At 36.4% G+C, this 19,757-nt stretch carries 15 protein-coding genes; all 15 read right to left on the bottom strand.

The window, feature by feature from the left end; translation table 11 throughout:
• Nucleotides 1–8 precede the first annotated feature (8 nt).
• The 15 genes from B9J78_02850 to B9J78_02780 all read right to left on the bottom strand — a co-directional run bounded on the left by B9J78_02850 (nucleotide 9) and on the right by B9J78_02780 (nucleotide 19,700).
• Nucleotides 9–1,145 carry a DNA methyltransferase gene (locus B9J78_02850; protein ID MBA2123865.1) on the bottom strand — a complete coding sequence of 379 codons (1,137 nt, stop codon included), beginning with the start codon at nucleotides 1,143–1,145 and terminating at the stop codon, nucleotides 9–11.
• 135 nt (nucleotides 1,146–1,280) lie between these two features.
• Complete coding sequence (locus B9J78_02845; GenBank protein ID MBA2123864.1) at nucleotides 1,281–1,613, bottom strand: growth inhibitor PemK; 333 nt, start codon at nucleotides 1,611–1,613, stop codon at nucleotides 1,281–1,283.
• The gene (locus tag B9J78_02840; protein MBA2123863.1) at nucleotides 1,598–1,792 is read right to left on the bottom strand and encodes a DUF2281 domain-containing protein; all 195 of its coding nucleotides are present in this window, start codon (nucleotides 1,790–1,792) and stop codon (nucleotides 1,598–1,600) included. The genes B9J78_02845 and B9J78_02840 overlap by 16 nt, the downstream gene beginning before the upstream one ends.
• A gap of 736 nt (nucleotides 1,793–2,528) precedes the next feature.
• Nucleotides 2,529–4,475: an excinuclease ABC subunit B gene (locus B9J78_02835; protein MBA2123862.1), complete on the bottom strand. Its 1,947-nt coding sequence runs from the start codon at nucleotides 4,473–4,475 to the stop codon at nucleotides 2,529–2,531.
• The gene (locus B9J78_02830; protein ID MBA2123861.1) at nucleotides 4,472–6,472 is read right to left on the bottom strand and encodes a DNA topoisomerase I; all 2,001 of its coding nucleotides are present in this window, start codon (nucleotides 6,470–6,472) and stop codon (nucleotides 4,472–4,474) included. The genes B9J78_02835 and B9J78_02830 overlap by 4 nt, the downstream gene beginning before the upstream one ends.
• Before the next feature lie 95 nt (nucleotides 6,473–6,567).
• On the bottom strand, nucleotides 6,568–7,341 hold the full coding sequence (locus B9J78_02825; protein MBA2123860.1) for a hypothetical protein: 774 nt from the start codon (nucleotides 7,339–7,341) through the stop codon (nucleotides 6,568–6,570).
• A gap of 133 nt (nucleotides 7,342–7,474) precedes the next feature.
• Nucleotides 7,475–9,157, bottom strand: coding sequence for a hypothetical protein (locus B9J78_02820; GenBank protein ID MBA2123859.1), 1,683 nt, complete (start codon nucleotides 9,155–9,157; stop codon nucleotides 7,475–7,477).
• Nucleotides 9,158–9,178: 21 nt separating this feature from the next.
• Nucleotides 9,179–10,216 carry an alcohol dehydrogenase gene (locus tag B9J78_02815; protein ID MBA2123858.1) on the bottom strand — a complete coding sequence of 346 codons (1,038 nt, stop codon included), beginning with the start codon at nucleotides 10,214–10,216 and terminating at the stop codon, nucleotides 9,179–9,181.
• A 1,267-nt stretch (nucleotides 10,217–11,483) separates the two neighbouring features.
• Entirely contained in the window at nucleotides 11,484–12,071 is a 588-nt protein-coding gene (locus B9J78_02810; protein ID MBA2123857.1) for a hypothetical protein, read from the bottom strand.
• A 127-nt stretch (nucleotides 12,072–12,198) separates the two neighbouring features.
• A complete protein-coding gene (locus B9J78_02805) occupies nucleotides 12,199–13,452 on the bottom strand; it encodes a glutamate-5-semialdehyde dehydrogenase (protein MBA2123856.1) in 1,254 nt (417 codons plus the stop codon).
• Between the two features lie 184 nt (nucleotides 13,453–13,636).
• Nucleotides 13,637–14,761: a glutamate 5-kinase gene (locus B9J78_02800; GenBank protein ID MBA2123855.1), complete on the bottom strand. Its 1,125-nt coding sequence runs from the start codon at nucleotides 14,759–14,761 to the stop codon at nucleotides 13,637–13,639.
• Nucleotides 14,739–15,704 carry a hypothetical protein gene (locus B9J78_02795; GenBank protein ID MBA2123854.1) on the bottom strand — a complete coding sequence of 322 codons (966 nt, stop codon included), beginning with the start codon at nucleotides 15,702–15,704 and terminating at the stop codon, nucleotides 14,739–14,741. Before B9J78_02795 ends, B9J78_02800 begins: the two co-directional genes overlap by 23 nt.
• Nucleotides 15,701–18,232 (bottom strand): excinuclease ABC subunit A, encoded by a 2,532-nt coding sequence (locus B9J78_02790; protein MBA2123853.1) that lies wholly within the window; start codon nucleotides 18,230–18,232, stop codon nucleotides 15,701–15,703. The genes B9J78_02795 and B9J78_02790 overlap by 4 nt, the downstream gene beginning before the upstream one ends.
• A gap of 69 nt (nucleotides 18,233–18,301) precedes the next feature.
• Entirely contained in the window at nucleotides 18,302–18,550 is a 249-nt protein-coding gene (locus tag B9J78_02785; protein MBA2123852.1) for a hypothetical protein, read from the bottom strand.
• Between the two features lie 334 nt (nucleotides 18,551–18,884).
• Nucleotides 18,885–19,700 (bottom strand): hypothetical protein, encoded by an 816-nt coding sequence (locus B9J78_02780; GenBank protein MBA2123851.1) that lies wholly within the window; start codon nucleotides 19,698–19,700, stop codon nucleotides 18,885–18,887.
• Nucleotides 19,701–19,757: the final 57 nt, after the last annotated feature.

Here is a 19,757-nt window from a genome sequence, read left to right as displayed (position 1 = left end):
TTTATCTCCTATTTTTTCTTAAATAACATTATATATTCATGCTTAAAAATATAAAATCCACCTACTAACGCCCTATATCTCCAAAGTTCTTGTTGATTTCTCTTGCCTCGCGTTTCTTCAAAGTTTTTAACAATTATACTTTTTAATAAATAGCCTCTTTTTAATACTTCATTCATACAATAAAATCCTAAAGGTATCCATTCACCTTTAGAATACTTATCGCCAATAACTAAAGCAAAGTACCGCTCTTTTTCTAAGTATGGAGTTGCATTATTTATCACCTCCCCAAACATTTTCAAAAATTCTTCAGTATTTTTTGCGTTCGAAAGGTCTTTTTCATCTTTTGAAAACTTAATAATATTATGGTACGGAGGATGCATAATAAGAAGTTGAACTTGATTAATTTTGTGCTTTGTCAAAATTTCTTCTATATTCATCGTCCTACTGTCCCCAATTATTACTTCACTAACTACATTATCTTTATTTTGTTCCTTTTCAATCAATTTCTTTGCTTCTCGTGCCACTTCTTGGTTTAATTCTATTCCTATTCCGTTTCTACCCAATCTTCGGCACTCAATCAAGGTCGTTCCACTTCCCACAAATGCATCTAAAACCCAATCTCCTTTTTTGGTATATCTTATCAGGGTCTGATGCGGAATCTGTGGGATGAAATTTCCCCAATACCAACCAAGATGGACACCTGAAGTATCCCTCTTATCTAATACCCAAAGGCTATCGGTAATAATATCATCATATTCTTTCCACCTTAAAAGATTTATGTCGTTGATTTTACTTGTCTTAACTTTTTGGACTCCATTTTCCAATCTTTTTAAATAGTACTTAGCTCTTTCAACTGTTTGCGACTCAAGGATTTGATTTAATTCAGAAGTTAGAACATCTCTGCGTAAGGAGACCGTATCTCCATTAGCGTCAATATTTAATATGCCTTCTTGGTCCTTTTTATGATTAGTTATAATATCTTTTAATACAATTAGTTTGTTCTTAAGAGAAATTAAATCCTGTAGAGTTTTAGTCTCAACCAAAACTTGAATAAACATCTCTTTATTTAGAATAATTGAACCATAAGTAAGCGGAATAGCCTCTAAACTTTCTAATGTTAATTGTCGGGTATTATTTGTTTTCATGGTTTTCCTTTCTTCATTCATTTTGGAACCGCCATTTCATATAACGTTTCGAGCGTATCTGAAGTTCTCCGAAGGGGGATTTGGGCGGAGGCGTAAGCCGAAGCCAGATACGCTCTGTTATCGGAAGTTGCATATTTATTGCCGAAGGATAGATACTATCCTCTCAATTATCTGATCGATCTTTTTAGGTTTAAGATGACCAACTCGATACAGGATGATGTGACGATCTGCTGTGAATATGCGGTTAGGTCGCACATTACTTTTTCGCCTAAGCGTCCCGGTTTCAAAATCATTCTTGTCAATTAAAACTGCGTATCTGTCTCTAATAGACTGACTGGTTATCTGGCAAAGAATCAGATCATTACCTTCTAACTCTGCGATTACCAAAGCCGGTCGTCTTTTAGCTCGGGTTAAATCTGAGAAAGGGAAAGGAACGACTACTACATCCCCTTTTACAAATCTTTCCATGCTTCATCCTCCTCAGGCTTCAGCCAATCTTTTTTAAGAGACGCTTCACTTGCTAATGCAAGTTCCATCTTTTGTTCCAAAGCCTTAGTCTCTAAAAATCGGATAAAATCCAGTATCTCCATGAGATAGGGCTCAGGAACATTTTCTATCTCCTTGGCGATTAATTCTTTCACGTCCATTTTTCCATTCCTCCAATTTTATTTTATAATTCTCAAATTAAAAGCAATTTCATATAACTCGTTTCTATACGAATTGAATGTATAATATCGACCTTTTGTTGCATATTATACGAACTTAATGTACAGCTAAACTTTGGCAAATTTAGTCTTTTTACCCTGTAACAGCATAGTTTAACCTAAGCTGTTTGTTCTTTGGCATAGCTAACCTAAATACTTCATCCGCATCTAACTTCTTTTGGAAATAGCTATAGCTCCAAAAGATAAAGGAGCGTAAGATCTCACCTGCTGCCATCTGACATTTGCCGCCAATGGTAACTGAAAATTTCTGTCAAGATACATTACCGCCACAATAAGCATTGTTTCTTTTCTAACTTAATAAATAGGGCTTACTGAAAAATGCTAAAAATTTGGATACTACGACGGAAATTAAGCGATTTAAACCACAAAAATAGCGCTAAAAGTGCACGATTTTTTGTTCTTTTTATGTAAAAACCTTGCACTTTTGACAGATGTAAATTTTTCAGTAAGCCCTGATTACACAGATTTTTGAAAGATTACACCGATTTTGTCATCGGGTTTTAATCTGTGTAATCTGCTTTTTAATCTGTGGAATCAGGGTCTGATGAGTTTTTCAGCAGACCCTAAATAACTCCGTGCGGAAATCTACTTGTACGACAATGACATAACTTTCTTCAATAGTTTTATTTTCTCGTTTTATTTTGCACTTCTTTTATTGTCAAACTTTTTTTAATTGTTTTATTCTATCTCTTATCAAAGCTGCTTTTTCAAAGTTTAGTTCTCTTGCAGTCCTTTTCATTTCTGCTTCAAGTTTTTGTATATTTTTTTCCTTGTAGTAGGCTATGTTATCTGTCACCTTTGAGATCTGGTTTTTCTCATAGGTGTCAAGATAATTTTTAACCGCCTTCTGGATTGTTTTCGGTTTTATATTGTGTTGCTTATTATATCGTATCTGCACAACTCTTCTTCTTTCCGATTCTTTTGATGCCTCTTTCATTGAATCGGTGATTGTATCGGCATACAGTATAACGCTTCCGTCAATATTTCTTGCGGCTCTTCCAGAAACCTGTATCAGCGAGGTTTTTGACCTTAAGAACCCCTCTTTATCAGCATCAAAAACAGCAACAAGAGAAACCTCCGGAAGGTCAAGCCCTTCTCTTAAAAGATTCACTCCTACAAGCACATCTATGTTTCTGAGCCTCAAATCTTTCAGGATGCCAACTCTTTCAAATGCATTTAAATCGGAATGTATATATCTTGCCTTTATACCCATTTCTTCAAGGTACCTGGACAATTCTTCTGCCATTTTTTTTGTAAGTGTTGTTATAAGCACCCTTTGTTCTTTTTTTATCCTGTTTTTACATTCTTTTATAATATCGTCTATCTGTCCTTTTATCGGGCGAACCTCTATCTTTGGGTCAACAAGTCCCGTGGGTCTTATAATTTGCTCAATAATTCTATCTAAACTTTTCGTCAGTTCATATCCACCGGGGGTTGCAGACATAAATATACATTGAGGTGTAAGCATATCCCATTCTTCAAATTTTAATGGCCTGTTATCCATACAGGACGGAAGTCTGAAACCAAAATCAACGAGTGTTTGTTTCCTTGATTTATCTGCATTATACATTCCCCGAATCTGAGGGATTGTAACATGTGATTCATCAATAATGGTAAGAAAATCTTTTGGAAAATAATCAAGAAGCGCATAGGAACGGCTTCCTGCTGGACGGCGGGAAAAATGTCTAGAATAGTTTTCTATGCCATTACAGACCCCTGCTTCTTCAAGCATCTGAATATCAAATTCTGTTCTTGTTTTTAACCTGTTTGCCTCCATTTCTTTACCCGCAGATAAAAGTTCTTTTACTCTTTTTTTAAGTTCCTCTCTTATAGAGTCAAGGGCATCTTGAAATCTATTTTGTGATACAACAAAATGTTTTGCTGGATAAAGAAAAAGTTTTTCAAGGTTTGAAACAAAGGCCCCGTCTGTTTTTATAAGAGAAATCTTTTTTATTCTGTTGCCAAAAAATTCTATCCTGAAAGGGGTTTCCTCATATGACGGAAAAATTTCAACAACATCCCCTCTTACCCTAAAAATACCTCTCTTAAACCCTGTTTCGTCTCTGTTATAGCGAAGACTAACAAACTCTTTTAAAATATCCTCCATCGGTATAGTCTGTCCGACGCTTATATTTAAGTGTGCTCCCTCATACTCGGAAGGTTCACCGAGGTTATATATACAGGAAACGCTTGCAACAACAATCACATCTCTTCTTGTAATAAGGCTGCTTGTTGCTTTAAGACGAAGTCTGTCTATTTCTTCGTTTATGGTTGCGTCTTTTTCAATATATGTGTCTGTCTGCGGGATATATGCTTCGGGCTGGTAATAATCATAATAACTTATGAAGTATTCTACTGCATTGCTGGGGAAAAAATCTTTGAACTCTCTGTATAATTGTGCGGCAAGTGTTTTGTTGTGTGATATTACAAGGACGGGTTTATCAATATTAGAGATTACATTTGCAATGGTAAATGTTTTTCCTGTGCCGGTTGCGCCAAGCAGTGTCTGATATCTTATATTTTTTTTAATACCATCTGACAGGAAATAAATAGCAGAGGGCTGATCACTAACAGGTTTGTATGGACTTTTGAGATGAAATATCATATTTTTTTCAAATATGAGGTGACAAATTTACATTCGGGATACCTTGAACAACCGTAGAAGAGCCTTGCTCCTTTTTTCCTTGCTCTTCTTTCTACAAGTTCGCCCCCACAGTCTTGTGACGGACACTTCACACCTGTTCCTATGGACTTTGTATTTTTACAAGACGGGTATGCCGAACAGGCAATAAATCTACCATTTCTTCCCCATTTTATAACCATTGGGCTTTGGCACTTTTCACACTTTTTATCGGTTTTCACTTCTATTTTTTTAAAGTTTTGCATATCTCTCCCGGCATTATCAAGAGAAATCTTAAACGGCCTGTAAAAATTTAAGATAACTGCATCCCACTTTGTTTTACCTTGCTCAATGATGTCAAGCTCATCTTCTATCTGTGCTGTGAACTTAACATCTAAAATATTGGGAAAAGATTTTATAAGCATATCGGTAACTATTTCTCCTATCTCTGTTGCAAGAAGTGCCCCCTTTTCTCTCTTCACATACCCCCTATTAACGATTACTTGAAGTATGCCCGCATATGTAGATGGCCTTCCTATACCTTTTTCTTCAAGTGCTTTTATAAGGCTTGCATCTGTATAATGGGGCGGCGGTTGCGTAAAATGCTGACCCGATTTTAACTCTTTCAATTCAACCTGTTCATTTTTTGTAAAAGATGGGATTTTTATTTCACCTTCACTTTTTTCTTCCAATCCCCGTTTGTCAGCCTCCTGATAAACGGAAAGGAAACCTAAAAACACAGGCACAGAACCAGTTGAGACAAAAAGAAATTTGTCCTGATTGTTTATACCTGTAATTTCAATTCTTATTTGAGAAAATATAGCAGGACTCATCTGACTTGCAACAAATTTCTGCCATATAAGTTCATAGATTTTAAATTGCTCTTCTGTTAGGTTTTGCTTTATATCATCGGGTGTCCTATAAACAGATGTCGGGCGGATTGCCTCGTGTGCTTCCTGTGCGGTTTTTTTTGATTTATATCTGTTGGGCGATTCGGGACACAACCCATCTCCATACTTTTCCCCAATAAATTTTCTTACATCTTTGATTGCTGATTCTGAACACCTAACAGAGTCTGTTCTGATGTATGTAATAAGTCCAGCCTGTTCCTTGCTGCCTATCTGAAGCCCTTCATAAAGTGTCTGTGCAATCTTTATAGTTTTTATAGCAGGAAAATGAAATTTATTAAATGCTACCTGCTGTAATTGACTTGTTATAAAAGGAGGGGATGGATTTTTCTTTTTTTCTGTAATTTTTATATCAGATACAGAAAATTTTTTACACCCTTTAATTCTGGCGATAATACCATCTGCCTGTTGTTTTGTTTTAATGTTTATTTTCTCATCCTGTATTCTATCAAGACGAGAAGTAAATACCTCATTGTTTAATTTAGAAAATATAGCATCTATTGTCCAGTATTCTTCCGAAACAAATGCCCTTATCTGCCTATCTCTTTCAACAATAATCCGCACTGCAACAGATTGGACCCTGCCTGCGCTTAAACCCCTGCCCACTTTTTTCCACAATATCGGACTTATTGAGTAGCCAACAACCCTGTCAAGTATTCTTCTTGCCTGCTGGGACTGAACCTTATTATTGTCTATCAAGGATGGATGTTCGATTGCATATTGAACGGCTTCTTTTGTTATTTCATATAAAAGTATTCTCCTGGGATTTTCAGCCTTAATGTAATTTAAGATATGCCAGCCTATTGCCTCACCTTCTCTGTCTGGATCTGTTGCAATATATACATTTGAATTTTTCGCAATTTTTTTTAATTCTGTAAGCACGGTTTTTTTCCCTTTTATTACTACATATTCAGGTTCTCCTATTTTTTCATTACTTATTTCTATTCCCATTCTGTTGCCCGGCAAATCTATAACATGTCCCATAGATGCTTTGACGGTATAGTTTGTCCCAAGAAACTTCCCTATGGTTTTAGCCTTTGCAGGAGATTCTACTATTACAAGATTACTCAATATGTTGTTTTCCCCTTTATTTTGTGGTCCATAAACTGTAGACTATGGACTGTTGAGGATGGACCTGAATTTTCAACCAGCCATCAGTTACCTATCTTCTACATTACCACTCTTTGTCTTCCTGTAAATTTGTATATAAAATCCATGCCCTCAGACAGTGTTAGAGCCGGTTCTTTATTCTTGTATTCAAGCATCCAATATCCCCTGTATTTTGTTCTTAATATTGCAATACCAAGTTTTACCCATAAAGTCTGACCCTTTCCCGGGATAAGATGTGATTGCTCTTTATCTGCATCTGATACATGGATCTCTATTATAGATCTACCGAGTATATCTATAGCCTGTGCTGAACATTCTGGATTTAAATTCCCGCCGTTATTTGTGCAATTCCCTATATTGAAAACTGACCTTACAAAAGGAGAATTTATATTTGCTATTACACTTGCAATATTTTGTATATGTTCAAAATCAGTATTTTCTATACCGATGATAACCTTGTGTGCATGAGCAATTGGAAGTAGTTTCACAAGAATACTGTGCGCGTATTCTGACTGTTCCTGTGCTCCTCCGCTTTCAAATGATATGACAAAAAACTTACATCCGATGGCAACGGCTGTTGCAAGTTCATTATAAAGTGAATCAACCGTCTGCCCTACATCATCTTTCATATCAAGTATGGTCGGACAATGGCAGGATGATATACTTATCTTTATCTCAGAGACTGCTTTTATAACAGATGATATATCTGCAACATCGGGCAGGTCCTCGGCACATATACCAATAAATGGAAAGCCCGCATCCTTTATTATCCTTAATTTTTCTATAAGTGGAATCCCCGAATCTACACAAAATGTACTGCAACCTATAAGCATATTTTACTCCATGTAGTTATCTGGTTGTTTAATGGTTTGGTTATCTAAATAACTAAATAACCAGATAAATAACCAATTGCCATTGAGAAGATATTATATTTTAGTCGTAGAGATCTTTAAGGTGTTTAAGGTGTCATCTTTTCTTTCCTTCCTCACCCTGGACAAACATCCTAAAAGGAATAGAATCAGTAATTTTTTCTCTGAATACTGTTATTGCAGACGGTCCATACTCTGTCCATGTGCTTCTTACTTTGAGGTTTATATCCCTTTCAGTTTCTGATGGATAAAAAACACATACCAAATGACAACCACCCTGATTTTTTTCTTCTGAAGGTGCTCTTAAAACCATCTCTGAACTATCCCCGCTGTTAAAAATACTGATATCAAGACAAACATTTGATACAGGACAGATTATAAGACCTGTTCCGTTTTCAAGCCTCACAGATGCTAACCCCCTTTCCTTATTCCACACAATCTTTGCGATTTTTATTTTATATTTGACAATTAATTCCTTATCTTTTATTCCCATTAACGAGTCGGCAACAATCCAGTATCTGTCCTGTTCAAGAAGAAAGGTTTTGCTTCTTGAATTTTCGCCTGTTATACGAAGCATCCTTCTTTTTTTCCCGACCGCCCACAGGTCAACGCTACACATACTGTTTTTTTCAAAAAGTTCCTGATTCTGTATCACAGGTTTTTCCGATAAAAACATGTCAAAACCGGGCTGTTTTTTTGTTCTTACACAAAGTGTGTTTATATTTTTATGGTGCACTGCCCTTTGTATATATAGACCGGTGTAAGGAAATGAAACAGCCGATTTCTGGGATGATATTTTATCTGTATCTGTCTGATTTATATATTTTTTACCGAAACTAAATGCACAGTCTATATCTAATTTTTTATAATCAAAGATTGGCTTCTTGCCAATTATGAGTCTGACCTTTTGCACAACAGAATATATCTGTTCATTGTTTAGTCCTTTTGAATTATAGAGAATTGTTTTGTCCGGCATTATTACATTTGCAAGTGCAGATGAAGCCTTTTCAAGCCTGTTTATAAACTGTGGACTAAATTTAGTTCTTAAAAAAAAGAGAGACCGAATCTTTATAATCTCATTTAAGATGTCCACAATTGAAGATGTATCAGTATCTTTACTAAAACCATCTGTAAGAATATTGTCTAACACAAAGCCTTCAACCACAGGTAGGGTAGATCTGATCTTTTTATGTGAGCCCTGAAATTCAGAGAAATAAGAAGATATGTAAAGTAGTGTTGATGCGGCCTTAAAATTATTAAATGAACCATCACAGGATAAGTGATTAAATAAAGATTGGAAACTTGTATAAATAAATTCTATTAGATGTTCAAATTCATCATCTGTCCACTGTTTATCCTCCAATAAGAGATAAAACAAATCAACCGCTTCACATAACCTTGCAGTGAATAACAATATATTCTTATCCTGCTCAATATTGATAAATGCTTGCAAATATTTTTTTATAAATTTTAAGTATCTGATATCGGACTCTAAATAGTACACGCGAGAAAATGGCAGGATAGAAACCACAAGGGGATTCTTTAAATCAGAAGACATTATCCTTTCACAATCTGTGGTTAGTATATCCCACTGCTTGGAATTTTGCTCTTTGATAGTATTTTTTAGCCACTGTTTTTGCTCCTGTGTGTAAAACCAGGCAGAAATCTTATTGATATAATATTTCCTTAAACTAGATAAAAACATCTGGTGACTTATAACCAATGAGTTTTTTATTTCTCGAAGTTCAGGGTTATTCAGATTAATTTTGGATGAAATCATAATCAGTCACCAGTTGCCTTGTTACATTACAATTACTGCTTTGAGCGATTTTCCTGTCTTTACTGTTTCTATAGCCTTTGTTATATCTTCAAGCGAAAAACGGTGTGTTATAAAATCATTTGCTTTTATTTTACCTGATTTAATAAATTCCAGCGCCCTTACAAACTGTTCCCTGTGAGATGCAAAAGCGCCGAAAACAGATATTTCCCTGTAGTGTATAAGGTTTGAATCAAATTTTATATAAGGATTGTCTTTTGGAAGCCCGCCAAAAAAACTTATCCTCCCCTTTTTTGAAGCCATCTGTAATGCCTGTTCCTGTGCAATGCCAGCAGGACAGGCTGTTATGATACAATCGGCTCCCTGTCCCTGTGTAAGTTCAAGTATCCTTTTTACAGGATCTTCTCTGGTGCTGTTTATACATATATCCACACCAAAAGGCTTACTCATAGAAAGTCTTTCGTCAGATACATCTATAAGATATACAGAATCTACGCCTTGTGCTTTTGCAAGTGCGATATGCATACATCCGATAGGACCAGAACCAAAAACAACAACACTATCCCCTTCCTGTATGTTTAAGTAATCCTGTCCGTTTATACAACAGGAAAAAGGCTCTATAAGAGACGCAACATCAAAATCCATACCTTTGGAAAGTTTTATAAGAGAATTCTGTGAGATAGCCTCTGCTGGAATTATCATCTTTTCTGCAAAACCACCGTCCCAGAAATAACCGATTGCCCTTGTTTCAGGACAAAGATTGACATTGCCTTTTGAACAATATTTACAATCTCCACACCCAACAGAAGTAACGGTTGTTACAGGAGTTCCCGCTTTTACATTTTTTACTTCCTCTCCGACATCCTCAACAATACCCGCTATCTCATGCCCTGTTATCCGCGGTGGAACAACATTCTTCTGCCCATGATAAAATATCCGCACATCTGTTCCGCATACTGCACAGGCCTTTATGTTAAGCAAAACCTCGCCTTTTTTTGGTTTAGGATCTGAGATATTTTTAACCTCCATTTTTCCGGGTCCAAGAAATATTGCGGCTTTCATTTTGTCTTCTTTTTCTCCGAGTGAATATTTTTTTCCAATACCAGCATAAAATACATTTCTCTTTTTTTTATCTTTTCCAAATCTTTCCTTTGCCCACCTGCTGGTAATAGACCGGTTTAGGTATCTTGCCAAAATAGTATGTCCCGTAAGCACCAAAGAAGATTGAATAAAATATTGGGCATAAGGCGAAAGTTCAAAGGTGCCCAAATTATCTTCTACAGGCTGTCCCTGTTTATTCATCTCTGTTCCGATAATAACAGGTATATTCATTTTTATTGCAGTATCAAGAAACATGTAAAGGTTCTTAACTTTTCTATTTTGCTCTTTCTTATTTTTTATATTCCAGTTTCTATCCGGAATAATATTTACAATCTCTATACCTTTTTGCATAAGAAGTGAAAGAAAATTTTCCGGCTTTTTTTCTGCCTCACTTGTTCCATCAAGCCAGGTTGCGGTCGGAACAGCCTCGCATCCTGTTATCATTTCTATAACCTCTTCAATGGTTGAAAAAGAACCAGTGTCGGGTTTTATATAGGCGGGGCCCCCATATTTCATAAGATTGAAACGAATAACCTCATAAAATGCCGGTTTATCTTTCATCAAAGACTTAATTATATTTATATCTTTTTTGAATACATCTGACCAGAACCTACATAGTTTACCTGTATCAGGGAAACATTGTCTTGTTTTTATATCATATGCACATACAATATGTCTTTCTGTTGCATTGCCGGAAGGAGTAAGGGGTATAACATCTTTTTCATAATCAACCCGTACATTTTTTAAATATTCATTTACTTTTTTAACTACCTGTATATTCCTCTGTCTTGCCGTTGTCCTTAATTTTATAAGTGTGTTTTCTAGATTGCTATTTTTCTTAGGCAATTTCCAGAAACCGGTTCCCATAAGATAAAATATGCCAGGTTCGTAGGGTGAGTTTATAACCTTCTGTCCCCATTCTTTTATAAATACTCTTGTTTCAAGTCCTACCTCTGATTTTAATCCTAATATTTCACCTGCACATAGAAATTCTTCCATTCCATCAAGCACATCAAAATCAACAATCCCGGATGTTAGAAATCCTTTTTTATAAGACTCCCATGCCACCCTTAGAGGAGACCAGCCTAATAAATTATATGAAAAAAAAGTATGAAAATGCATATTTGTGGCCTGTCTTACCGGTCTTACATGTATCTTACCTGATTTTACTTTTTCGGATAATTCTTTTAAAGCCGATGTTCTTGACTCTAAATTAAAATCATTAAGTTTATTTTCCAGGATTTTTATCTCTGTACAAACCTTTTTCAAGTATATATCCTCTTACCGGATCAGGAACAAGATACCTTATAGAATGACCTTCTCTTATTTTTCTTCTTATCTGTGTTGAAGATATTTCAAGGGGGGTTATTAAAACAACCTTTATCTGACTTGGAACATCTTTAACAGGAAAACCGGGTCTACTGGCAACAACAAACTGAGACATGCGAAATACCTCCTGTATATTTTTCCAGGAAGTCAATTCTCCAAGTGAATCAGAACCTGTTATTAAAAAAAAGCCTGTGCCTTTCCCATACTGCTTGTGTAAATCTCTTAATGTATATACCGAATATGACATCCTTTGTTTTCTTATCTCTATATCACTTACTTCAAATGCATCATTCCCCTGTACAGCAAGACAGACCATCTGAAGTCTGTCATCAGGGTTGATAATGCTTGAACTATTTTTATGAGGCGGCATAAAAGCAGGTATGAATATAACCCTATCAAGTTTTAAGGATTCTTTTGCTTCTTCTGCAAGAACAAGATGCCCGATATGAATTGGATTAAAGGTCCCCCCAAGTATGCCTATTCTCATATACCTACTCTTGATAAGTAACGAGGTGACAGACTCACTAGAGACTGGTAACCGAAAAACCAGTCTCCGAAGCACCAGAGCACCTGTCACCTGTGTTTTATATCTTCCGATACCTCGACACCTATTTTTACCTTATCTGCCCCTCCCCTAATATTATATATTTGTAAGAGGTCATCTCTTCAAGTCCCATAGGTCCTCTGGCGTGAATCTTGTCCGTTGATATACCAATCTCGGCACCCATTCCAAACTGTCCACCATCTGTAAATCTGGTAGAGGAGTTGACATATACACAGGCTGAATCAACTTCTCTTATAAATTTCATTGCATTCGTATAGTTTTCTGTAAGGATTGCATCTGAATGAGAGGACCCGTACCGTCTTATATATTTTATTGCTTCATCAATTGAATCAACTATACGAACGGCAAGTATAAGGTCAAGGAACTCTTTCCCCCAATCACCCTGCACAGCTTTTTTTGCCTTTGGAACAAGACTGCAAGTTTTGTCGCATCCTTTTATTTCTACTCCAGCAGTGAACAGAAGTTCTGAAAGATCCGGCAGAATAACATTTGCAATATCTTTGTGAATCAATACACATTCTACAGCATTACAAACACCGGGTCTTTGGACCTTTGCATTATAGATTATTTTACAAGACTTCTGTATATCTGCTGTTATGTCAACAAATATATTACAAACACCCTTATAATGTTTTATAATAGGTATGCGGGACTTTTGTATAACCTCTTCTATAAGCCCCTCTCCGCCCCTTGGAATAACAAGGTCTATATACCTGTTTTGCTTTAACAATATATCAACTGCTTCTCTGTCAAATGTTCTTACAACCTGTACTGCACTCTCATCTATCCCTGCTTTTTTAAGTCCTTTTCTTAAACTTTCATCAATTGCAATGTTTGTATTTATAGATTCCTTCCCGCCTTTTAATATACAAGCATTCCCACTTTTAAGGCACAGTCCTGCTGCATCACTTGTAACATTCGGCCTTGATTCGTATATTATAAGCACAACTCCTATCGGGACATGCATCTTTCCTATCAACAATCCGTTGGGCATTCTTTTTATATTTTCAATATTACCGACAGGGTCATTAAGTTTTTGTATATCAATAAGTGCGCCACACATTGAATCAATAGTTTTCTTATCCAGTTTAAGTCTCTCAATAAATGCAGGAGGCTTTTTAAGTTTTATACAAGTATTTATATCTTTTTTATTTGCATCTAAAATTTTTGAAGATGATTTTGAAATCTCATCTACTATGAAACATAGTGCAGAATTTTTTTTCTCTGTTGGCAGAATCCCAAGAGCGATAGATGCCTGTTTTGCTTTTTGGACAACATCAAAAACATATTTTTCTATATCCATATCCACCCCTGTTACAAATTCCACACCCAAAGAGTGCCCGAATTTCCAAACAATAATCAATTTTCAAATTTTAAATTACAAACTTTGTCATTTGTCATCCGACATTTGCCATCTGTCATTTGACATTTATTTGAAATTTGTATCTTCGGGCACCCCCTGGGTGTGATGCCTGGTGTTTGAAATTTTAAGGCCTCAGTATTCCCATATTATCCCTGTGTATAATCTCATCGCCAGATGTCCAGCCCAGTATTTGTTCTATCCTGTCTGTTCGTGCTCCTTTTATTTTTTCAATTGCATCCGATGAATAACTAACAATGCCTATTCCTATCTGGCTATTGTTTTTGTCTAATATCTTTACGACTCTACCTGCATCAAACCTGCCTGCTACACTTAATATGCCAGAAGGAAGAAGACTTTTACCCTTTTTGAGCAGTACATCTTTTGCTCCATCATCAATAATTACGGAACCTACCGGATGTGCGCTAAACAAAAGCCATCTTTTTTTTGAACCCTCACACGCAGGTGAAGGAATAAAAAGTGTTCCGACATCTGCTGCTGAAACAACCCTTTGTAATATATCTTTTTCACTTCCATTGGCAATAATAACAGGAATACCAGCGCTTGTTGCAACCTTTGCGGCCTTAATCTTGGTAGTCATACCCCCGACGCTTGTGGCTCTTTTTGTCCCTTTGGCAAAATCCTGTATCTTCTCGTCTATTCTTTCAATAATATTTATTCTCTGTGCATCTTTTTGTTCAGGGTTTTTTGTATATAATCCGTTCACATTTGAAAGTATTATAAGAAGGTCTGCCTCAACAAGTATTGATACAAGAGAAGAAAGCATATCATTATCTCCAAACTTTATCTCATCAACTGCAACCGTGTCATTTTCATTGACAATAGGAACGATATTATACCTTAACAGTGTCCATAATGTATTTCTGGAATTCAAATATCTCTGTCTTGACCTTAAATCCTCTCTTGTGATAAGAACCTGTGCAGAATGAAAGTTTTTGCTGCTGAATATATCTTCATACATTTTCATCATTTTTCCCTGTCCTATGGCAGCACAGGCTTGAAGTTCGGGTAAAGACACCGGCCTTTTTGAAAAACCCAGTGTGTTCATGCCAGCAGCAATTGCTCCTGATGAAACAAGCACAACCTCTTTATTATTGTTTTTAATATCAACTATCTGCTGGACAAATCTTTCAATATAGTCTATTGAAAGCCCTGTCCCTTCTTGTGAAAGTACACTTGTCCCAACCTTTACAACAACTCTTTTTATATTATGAAGATATCTTTTTCTCATAGACTTGTTTTATTCTGTTTTTCAGTTCTTCAATTCCTTCTCCTGTAACACAAGAAATTGGAAGAACATCTGCTATCTTTTTTTTCAATACTTTAAGATTTTCTTCTGATCTTTGTAAATCCATTTTATTTGCAACCGCTATTTGAGGTATTTTATCTAACCCTTTGCCATAGTGTTTTATTTCTCTGTTCAGAATACAGTAGTGGTCAAACGGATTATCACTTATATCAAGAAGGTGGACAAGCATTTTTGTTCTTAATGCATGTCTTAAAAAATCAAGCCCCAATCCCTTTCCTTTGTGTGCTTCTTCAATAATGCCAGGTATCTCTGCTATTGTTAATTGCAAATGGTCTGTGAATCCCATTTTCCCAAGTACAGGAGACAGTGTAGTAAAAGGAAAATCCGCAATCTTCGGTTTTGCATTACTTAATGTTGAAATAAGAGAAGATTTACCGGCATTTGGAAATCCAATAATTCCTATATCCGCTATTAAGTGAAGTTCAAGAATAAGAAACCGTTCAACCCCTTGTTCTCCTTTTGTTGCACATCTCATCCTTGCGTTCCCTGTTCCCCCTCTTCCGCCTTCTGCAACCGTAAGGGCTTGCCCTTCTTCTATAATATCTGCTATAATTTCGTTTGTCTGCACATCTTTTACAACGGTGCCCTGCGGAACCCTTAATACCAGAGGCTCTCCGTTTTTTCCTTTTTTGTTTTTGCTTCCTCCATTTAAGCCCTTCTTTGCACTGTATTGGCTATGGAAAAGAAAGTCAAGAAGTGTCTGAACATTTCTATCTGCAACAAGTGTAACATCCCCGCCTTTTCCGCCGTCTCCTCCATCAGGTTTTCCCTGTCTTAAATATTTATCTCTGTATCTACTGTTACACCCATCCCCGCCTTTTCCGGAAAATATGTGTATCTTTACAACATCAACAAATTTTCTCATTTTAAAACATCCCGTATCTTTAACACCTTTGCTGTATACGAATTTTTACATAATACCACGTCTTCAGGTGTTCCTTCAACAACTATACTTCCTCCTTTATTTGCTGATTCAGGTCCAAGATCAATGATATAGTCTGCTGCTTTTATCACATCTAAATTATGCTCTATAACTATAACAGTATTACCCATTAAGACGAGCCTGTTTATAATATCAAGCAGACTTTGTATATCATAAGAATGAAGCCCTACGGTCGGTTCATCCATAATAATAAGTGTTCTGCCCGTCTGTTTTCTTGACAATTCAGCAGATATTTTTAGTCTCTGCGCCTCTCCTCCTGAAAGTGTCGCGGCACCCTGCCCCAGATGGATGTATCCAAGTCCAACATTTTTTAAAATAGAAAGTTTAAACCTTATACTGGGAATTGCAGAGAATACATTTATTGCCTCATCAACGGTTAAATTTAATACATCGCTTATTGAAAGTCCCTTAAATCTTACACATAGTGTCTGTTCATTATATCTTGTGCCTCTGCAGGTATCACAGGTTACATATACATCGGGCAAGAATTGCATACCAATTCTTTTTACTCCTTTGCCTGTGCATTCTTCGCACCTTCCGCCTTTCACATTAAAACTAAACCTCCCGGATTTAAATCCCCCTGCCCTTGAATCCGGCAATTGACTGAAAAGATTTCTTACACCTGTAAAAAGTCCTGTATATGTGGCTGGATTTGAGCGGGGTGTTTTTCCTATCGGTTTCTGGTCTATGATTTGAACCCTGTCTATATCTTGAAAACCTTTTATCTCTTTGTATCTGCCAGCAGTGCCTCTTTTTAAGCCTAATTTATGACAAACAGCAGGATATAGTGTTTCCATAACAAGTGAACTTTTACCACTGCCGGATACACCGGTTATACAACAAAAAACACTCAATGGAAAATTTGCGGTTATATTCTTTAAATTATTGTGTGTTGCACCTGATAATGTAATAGTTTTATCAAAACTTCTTCTTTTTTCAGGCATCGGTATCTTTTTTGCACCAGATAGATACTGTCCGGTTAAGGAATCTTTAACCATTTTTATCTGTTCAGCCGTACCTGTTGCAACAACATTTCCTCCATATATACCCGCACCAAAACCTAAATCAACAATAAAATCAGCCTTTCTCATTGTATCTTCATCATGTTCTACAACAATTACAGTATTGCCCATATCCCTTAGATTTGACAGCGCAGTTAACAGCATCTTATTATCCCTGTGGTGAAGGCCTATACTGGGTTCATCAAGAATATAGAGAACCCCTATAAGTTGGGAGCCTATCTGTGAGGCAATCCTTATTCTCTGTGCCTCTCCGCCTGCAAGTGTAGTGCCATTTCTTCCCAGTGTTAGATACCCCAGCCCCACATCTTTCAAAAATGAAAGCCTTTTTTGTATCTCTTTTATAATTTGAAAACCTATCAGACGCTCTCTTTTATCAAGTTGTATATGAGAAAGGGTTTTTAACAGTTCTTCAACCGATACTTCACAAATCTCTTTGATATTTTTTCCACCCACATAAATATTTAAAGCGGACGACTTAAGCCGTGCACCCTTACAATCAGGACAAAACTTATATTCTTTTATTTGTTCATTGTTTACCTCTTCCTCAATTGTAAGTCCGGTCCCCTGACAGGCTCTGCAGGCACCATAAGAACTATTAAATGAGAATGTTCTGGGCTCTATTTCGGGAAAACTAAAACCGCATCCAGGGCAAGCATTTAACTGGCTGAATGCAGTCTGATTTTTTATATCTGAAATGGATGCAATATTCACAAGTCCTTCTGATAACCTGATTGCAGTTTGAATACTTGACGAAAGCCTTTGGACAATATAAGTATATGCGGGATTTACGGTCAGTTGGTCAACAACAACAGATATATTATGCAACTTTTTTTTATCAATTTTTGGAATGGGGGTAAGGTCTTTTATACTGCTGTCTACAAATACCTTTGCAAAACCCTGCATTCTTAATTGTTCTAATAAAGCGACATGTTCTCCTTTTCTACCTCTTATCACAGGGGAAAGAACATACACGGGCTCACTTTTAAAATCCTCTAAAATTTTTTCAAGTATGTGCTGATGTGTTTGAAATGTGATAGGTTTTTTACATTCAGGGCAATAAGGGGTACCTATTCTTGCAAAAAGAAGCCTTACATAATCATAAATACCGGATTGTGTGCCGACAGTTGAACGGATACCCCCGAAAGATGTTCTCTGTTCTATTGCAATAGAAGGAGAAAGTCCTGAAATATAATCAACATTTGGTCTTTCAATCTGTTCTATAAACTGTCTGGCATATGTAGAAAGACTCTGTGCATACCTTCTCTGTCCTTCTGCATATATAGTATCAAAGGCAAGGGAAGATTTTCCGGAACCAGAAACACCCGTTATAACAACAAACTTATTTTTAGGAATCTTAACAGATATATCTTTTAAGTTATGCTGTTTTGCACCAATAATAACAATATCACCGTTCTGCATATCTGTAATATTATAACAAAAAAGGCTTCCCAATGCATAACATCGGAAAGCCTTTTTTGCCGCTGAGGGCTCTTAGGTCTATCTCTTTTTTGCCTTCTTTTTTTTCCCACCTCTTACCATCTTTGCCCTTGCAATATCACCCTGCCTATCAATAAAATAAAGGTACCCCTCTTCCTTTTTTATGCCTGTTTTTTCAACCTTCTTTGGGCTTCCTTTCCTTTCGCCGGCTCTTGCCATCTTTACCATCGCAATATCACCGTCTTTATCAAGATAATACATATAACCCGACTCTCTTTTTATACCCACTTTCTGAACTTTCTCTGCCATCTTCTATCACCTCCTTTCAACCTCAAACACATATACTCAATAATAATTTGAAAATGTTGAAAAAATCTTAAAATCTTTCAAGAACCAGATTCCCCGCCACACACTGTCGCTCACCGAGCCCTGTCTGCTGATAGGCAGGGGCGAGTCAAAAAGATACAAATAAGCACCACATCCACAGGGTACCCGAATATCAAATCCCAAAATCCAAATTCCAAATTAAAAGATAACCCCCTCCCCCCTTTTTTTATAAAAGGAGGGTATTTTTCCCTACCTCCTATCTACTACCTACTACCTCCTCTCTTATTCCTGTCACCTGTTGCCAGTTTTATTTATATTATGTTCCAATCTTCACTGTACCCATCAATCCCTGTTGTAGACAGCAGAGGGCCGAAAGTATGGCAAGAAAACTGGTTTTTGGATTTTCCTTTGATGGAATATTTTCTGTTACTGTAAAAATCTTTCCGAAATCTCCTTCAACTTCTATCTGATGTATATTTCTTTTTAAGCCAGGAACCGCTACTATCTTAACCTTTGTTTTATCAGGTCCTAGTCCTGCTGCAAGACTTAGTACAGATGCAACATTTATATTTTCAGGAAAACCCTGTATTGCTTCTCTCACACTACCATTAAATAATATTTTCTTTTCTATAAGGTTGTCAAGAGAAATTTTCATCTTTTCCAAATAGGGAGCGCCTTTAAGCCCTTCAGGGGGCTTTTTTGTAGTAAGTGTTGCAGAATAGATATTTCCAAAACAGCCTGCCTTTATTCCATCAAGCCCGCATATTGCGCCACTTGGAATAAGAAGCACAAGGTTTGCTTTTTTAAAATATTCAATTATTTCCGGATATAAAACAAACGCACCCACGCTCATCACAAGAAGTCCTTTTTTCTCTCTTAAACAAATATCCGCTATCTCTTTTACACAATAAAGGCTTGCAGATTCTATAATAAAATCACTTTTTTTAACAAGATTGGAAATACTATTTGAAATTTCAGGTTTTATGGATGGGAACAATTCAAGAAGTTTTTTAGACTTTTCCAAATCTTTGTCATACAGGCAGGATATATTGATAGAAGAAAATTTTTTGAGAATCTCCTTTGCAAGTGTTTTTCCTATGGCACCACATCCAACTATTCCAATATTTATCATACAAGTCTCTTTTTTATACCATCCGTTTCCGCCCGCCGTCGGGCGGGGAATATCTCT

The sequence above is a fragment of the bacterium Unc6 genome (assembly GCA_013626165.1).
Classification (GTDB): Bacteria; Omnitrophota; Gorgyraeia; order Velesiimonadales; family Velesiimonadaceae; genus Velesiimonas; species Velesiimonas alkalicola.
The sequence above is the reverse complement of the archived record's forward strand: the minus strand, read 5'-3'. Positions and strand labels throughout refer to the sequence as shown.

Coding starts and splice junctions, on each gene's coding strand:
- B9J78_02785 (MBA2123852.1), bottom strand. CDS start 18,550: ATGGCAGAGAAAGTTCAGAAAGTGGGTATAAAAAGAGAGTCGGGTTAT.
- B9J78_02820 (MBA2123859.1), bottom strand. CDS start 9,157: ATGATTTCATCCAAAATTAATCTGAATAACCCTGAACTTCGAGAAATA.
- B9J78_02840 (MBA2123863.1), bottom strand. CDS start 1,792: ATGGACGTGAAAGAATTAATCGCCAAGGAGATAGAAAATGTTCCTGAG.
- B9J78_02825 (MBA2123860.1), bottom strand. CDS start 7,341: ATGCTTATAGGTTGCAGTACATTTTGTGTAGATTCGGGGATTCCACTT.
- B9J78_02850 (MBA2123865.1), bottom strand. CDS start 1,145: ATGAAAACAAATAATACCCGACAATTAACATTAGAAAGTTTAGAGGCT.
- B9J78_02800 (MBA2123855.1), bottom strand. CDS start 14,761: ATGAGAAAAAGATATCTTCATAATATAAAAAGAGTTGTTGTAAAGGTT.
- B9J78_02805 (MBA2123856.1), bottom strand. CDS start 13,452: ATGGATATAGAAAAATATGTTTTTGATGTTGTCCAAAAAGCAAAACAG.
- B9J78_02810 (MBA2123857.1), bottom strand. CDS start 12,071: ATGAGAATAGGCATACTTGGGGGGACCTTTAATCCAATTCATATCGGG.
- B9J78_02835 (MBA2123862.1), bottom strand. CDS start 4,475: ATGATATTTCATCTCAAAAGTCCATACAAACCTGTTAGTGATCAGCCC.
- B9J78_02780 (MBA2123851.1), bottom strand. CDS start 19,700: ATGATAAATATTGGAATAGTTGGATGTGGTGCCATAGGAAAAACACTT.
- B9J78_02795 (MBA2123854.1), bottom strand. CDS start 15,704: ATGAGAAAATTTGTTGATGTTGTAAAGATACACATATTTTCCGGAAAA.
- B9J78_02815 (MBA2123858.1), bottom strand. CDS start 10,216: ATGAAAGCCGCAATATTTCTTGGACCCGGAAAAATGGAGGTTAAAAAT.
- B9J78_02845 (MBA2123864.1), bottom strand. CDS start 1,613: ATGGAAAGATTTGTAAAAGGGGATGTAGTAGTCGTTCCTTTCCCTTTC.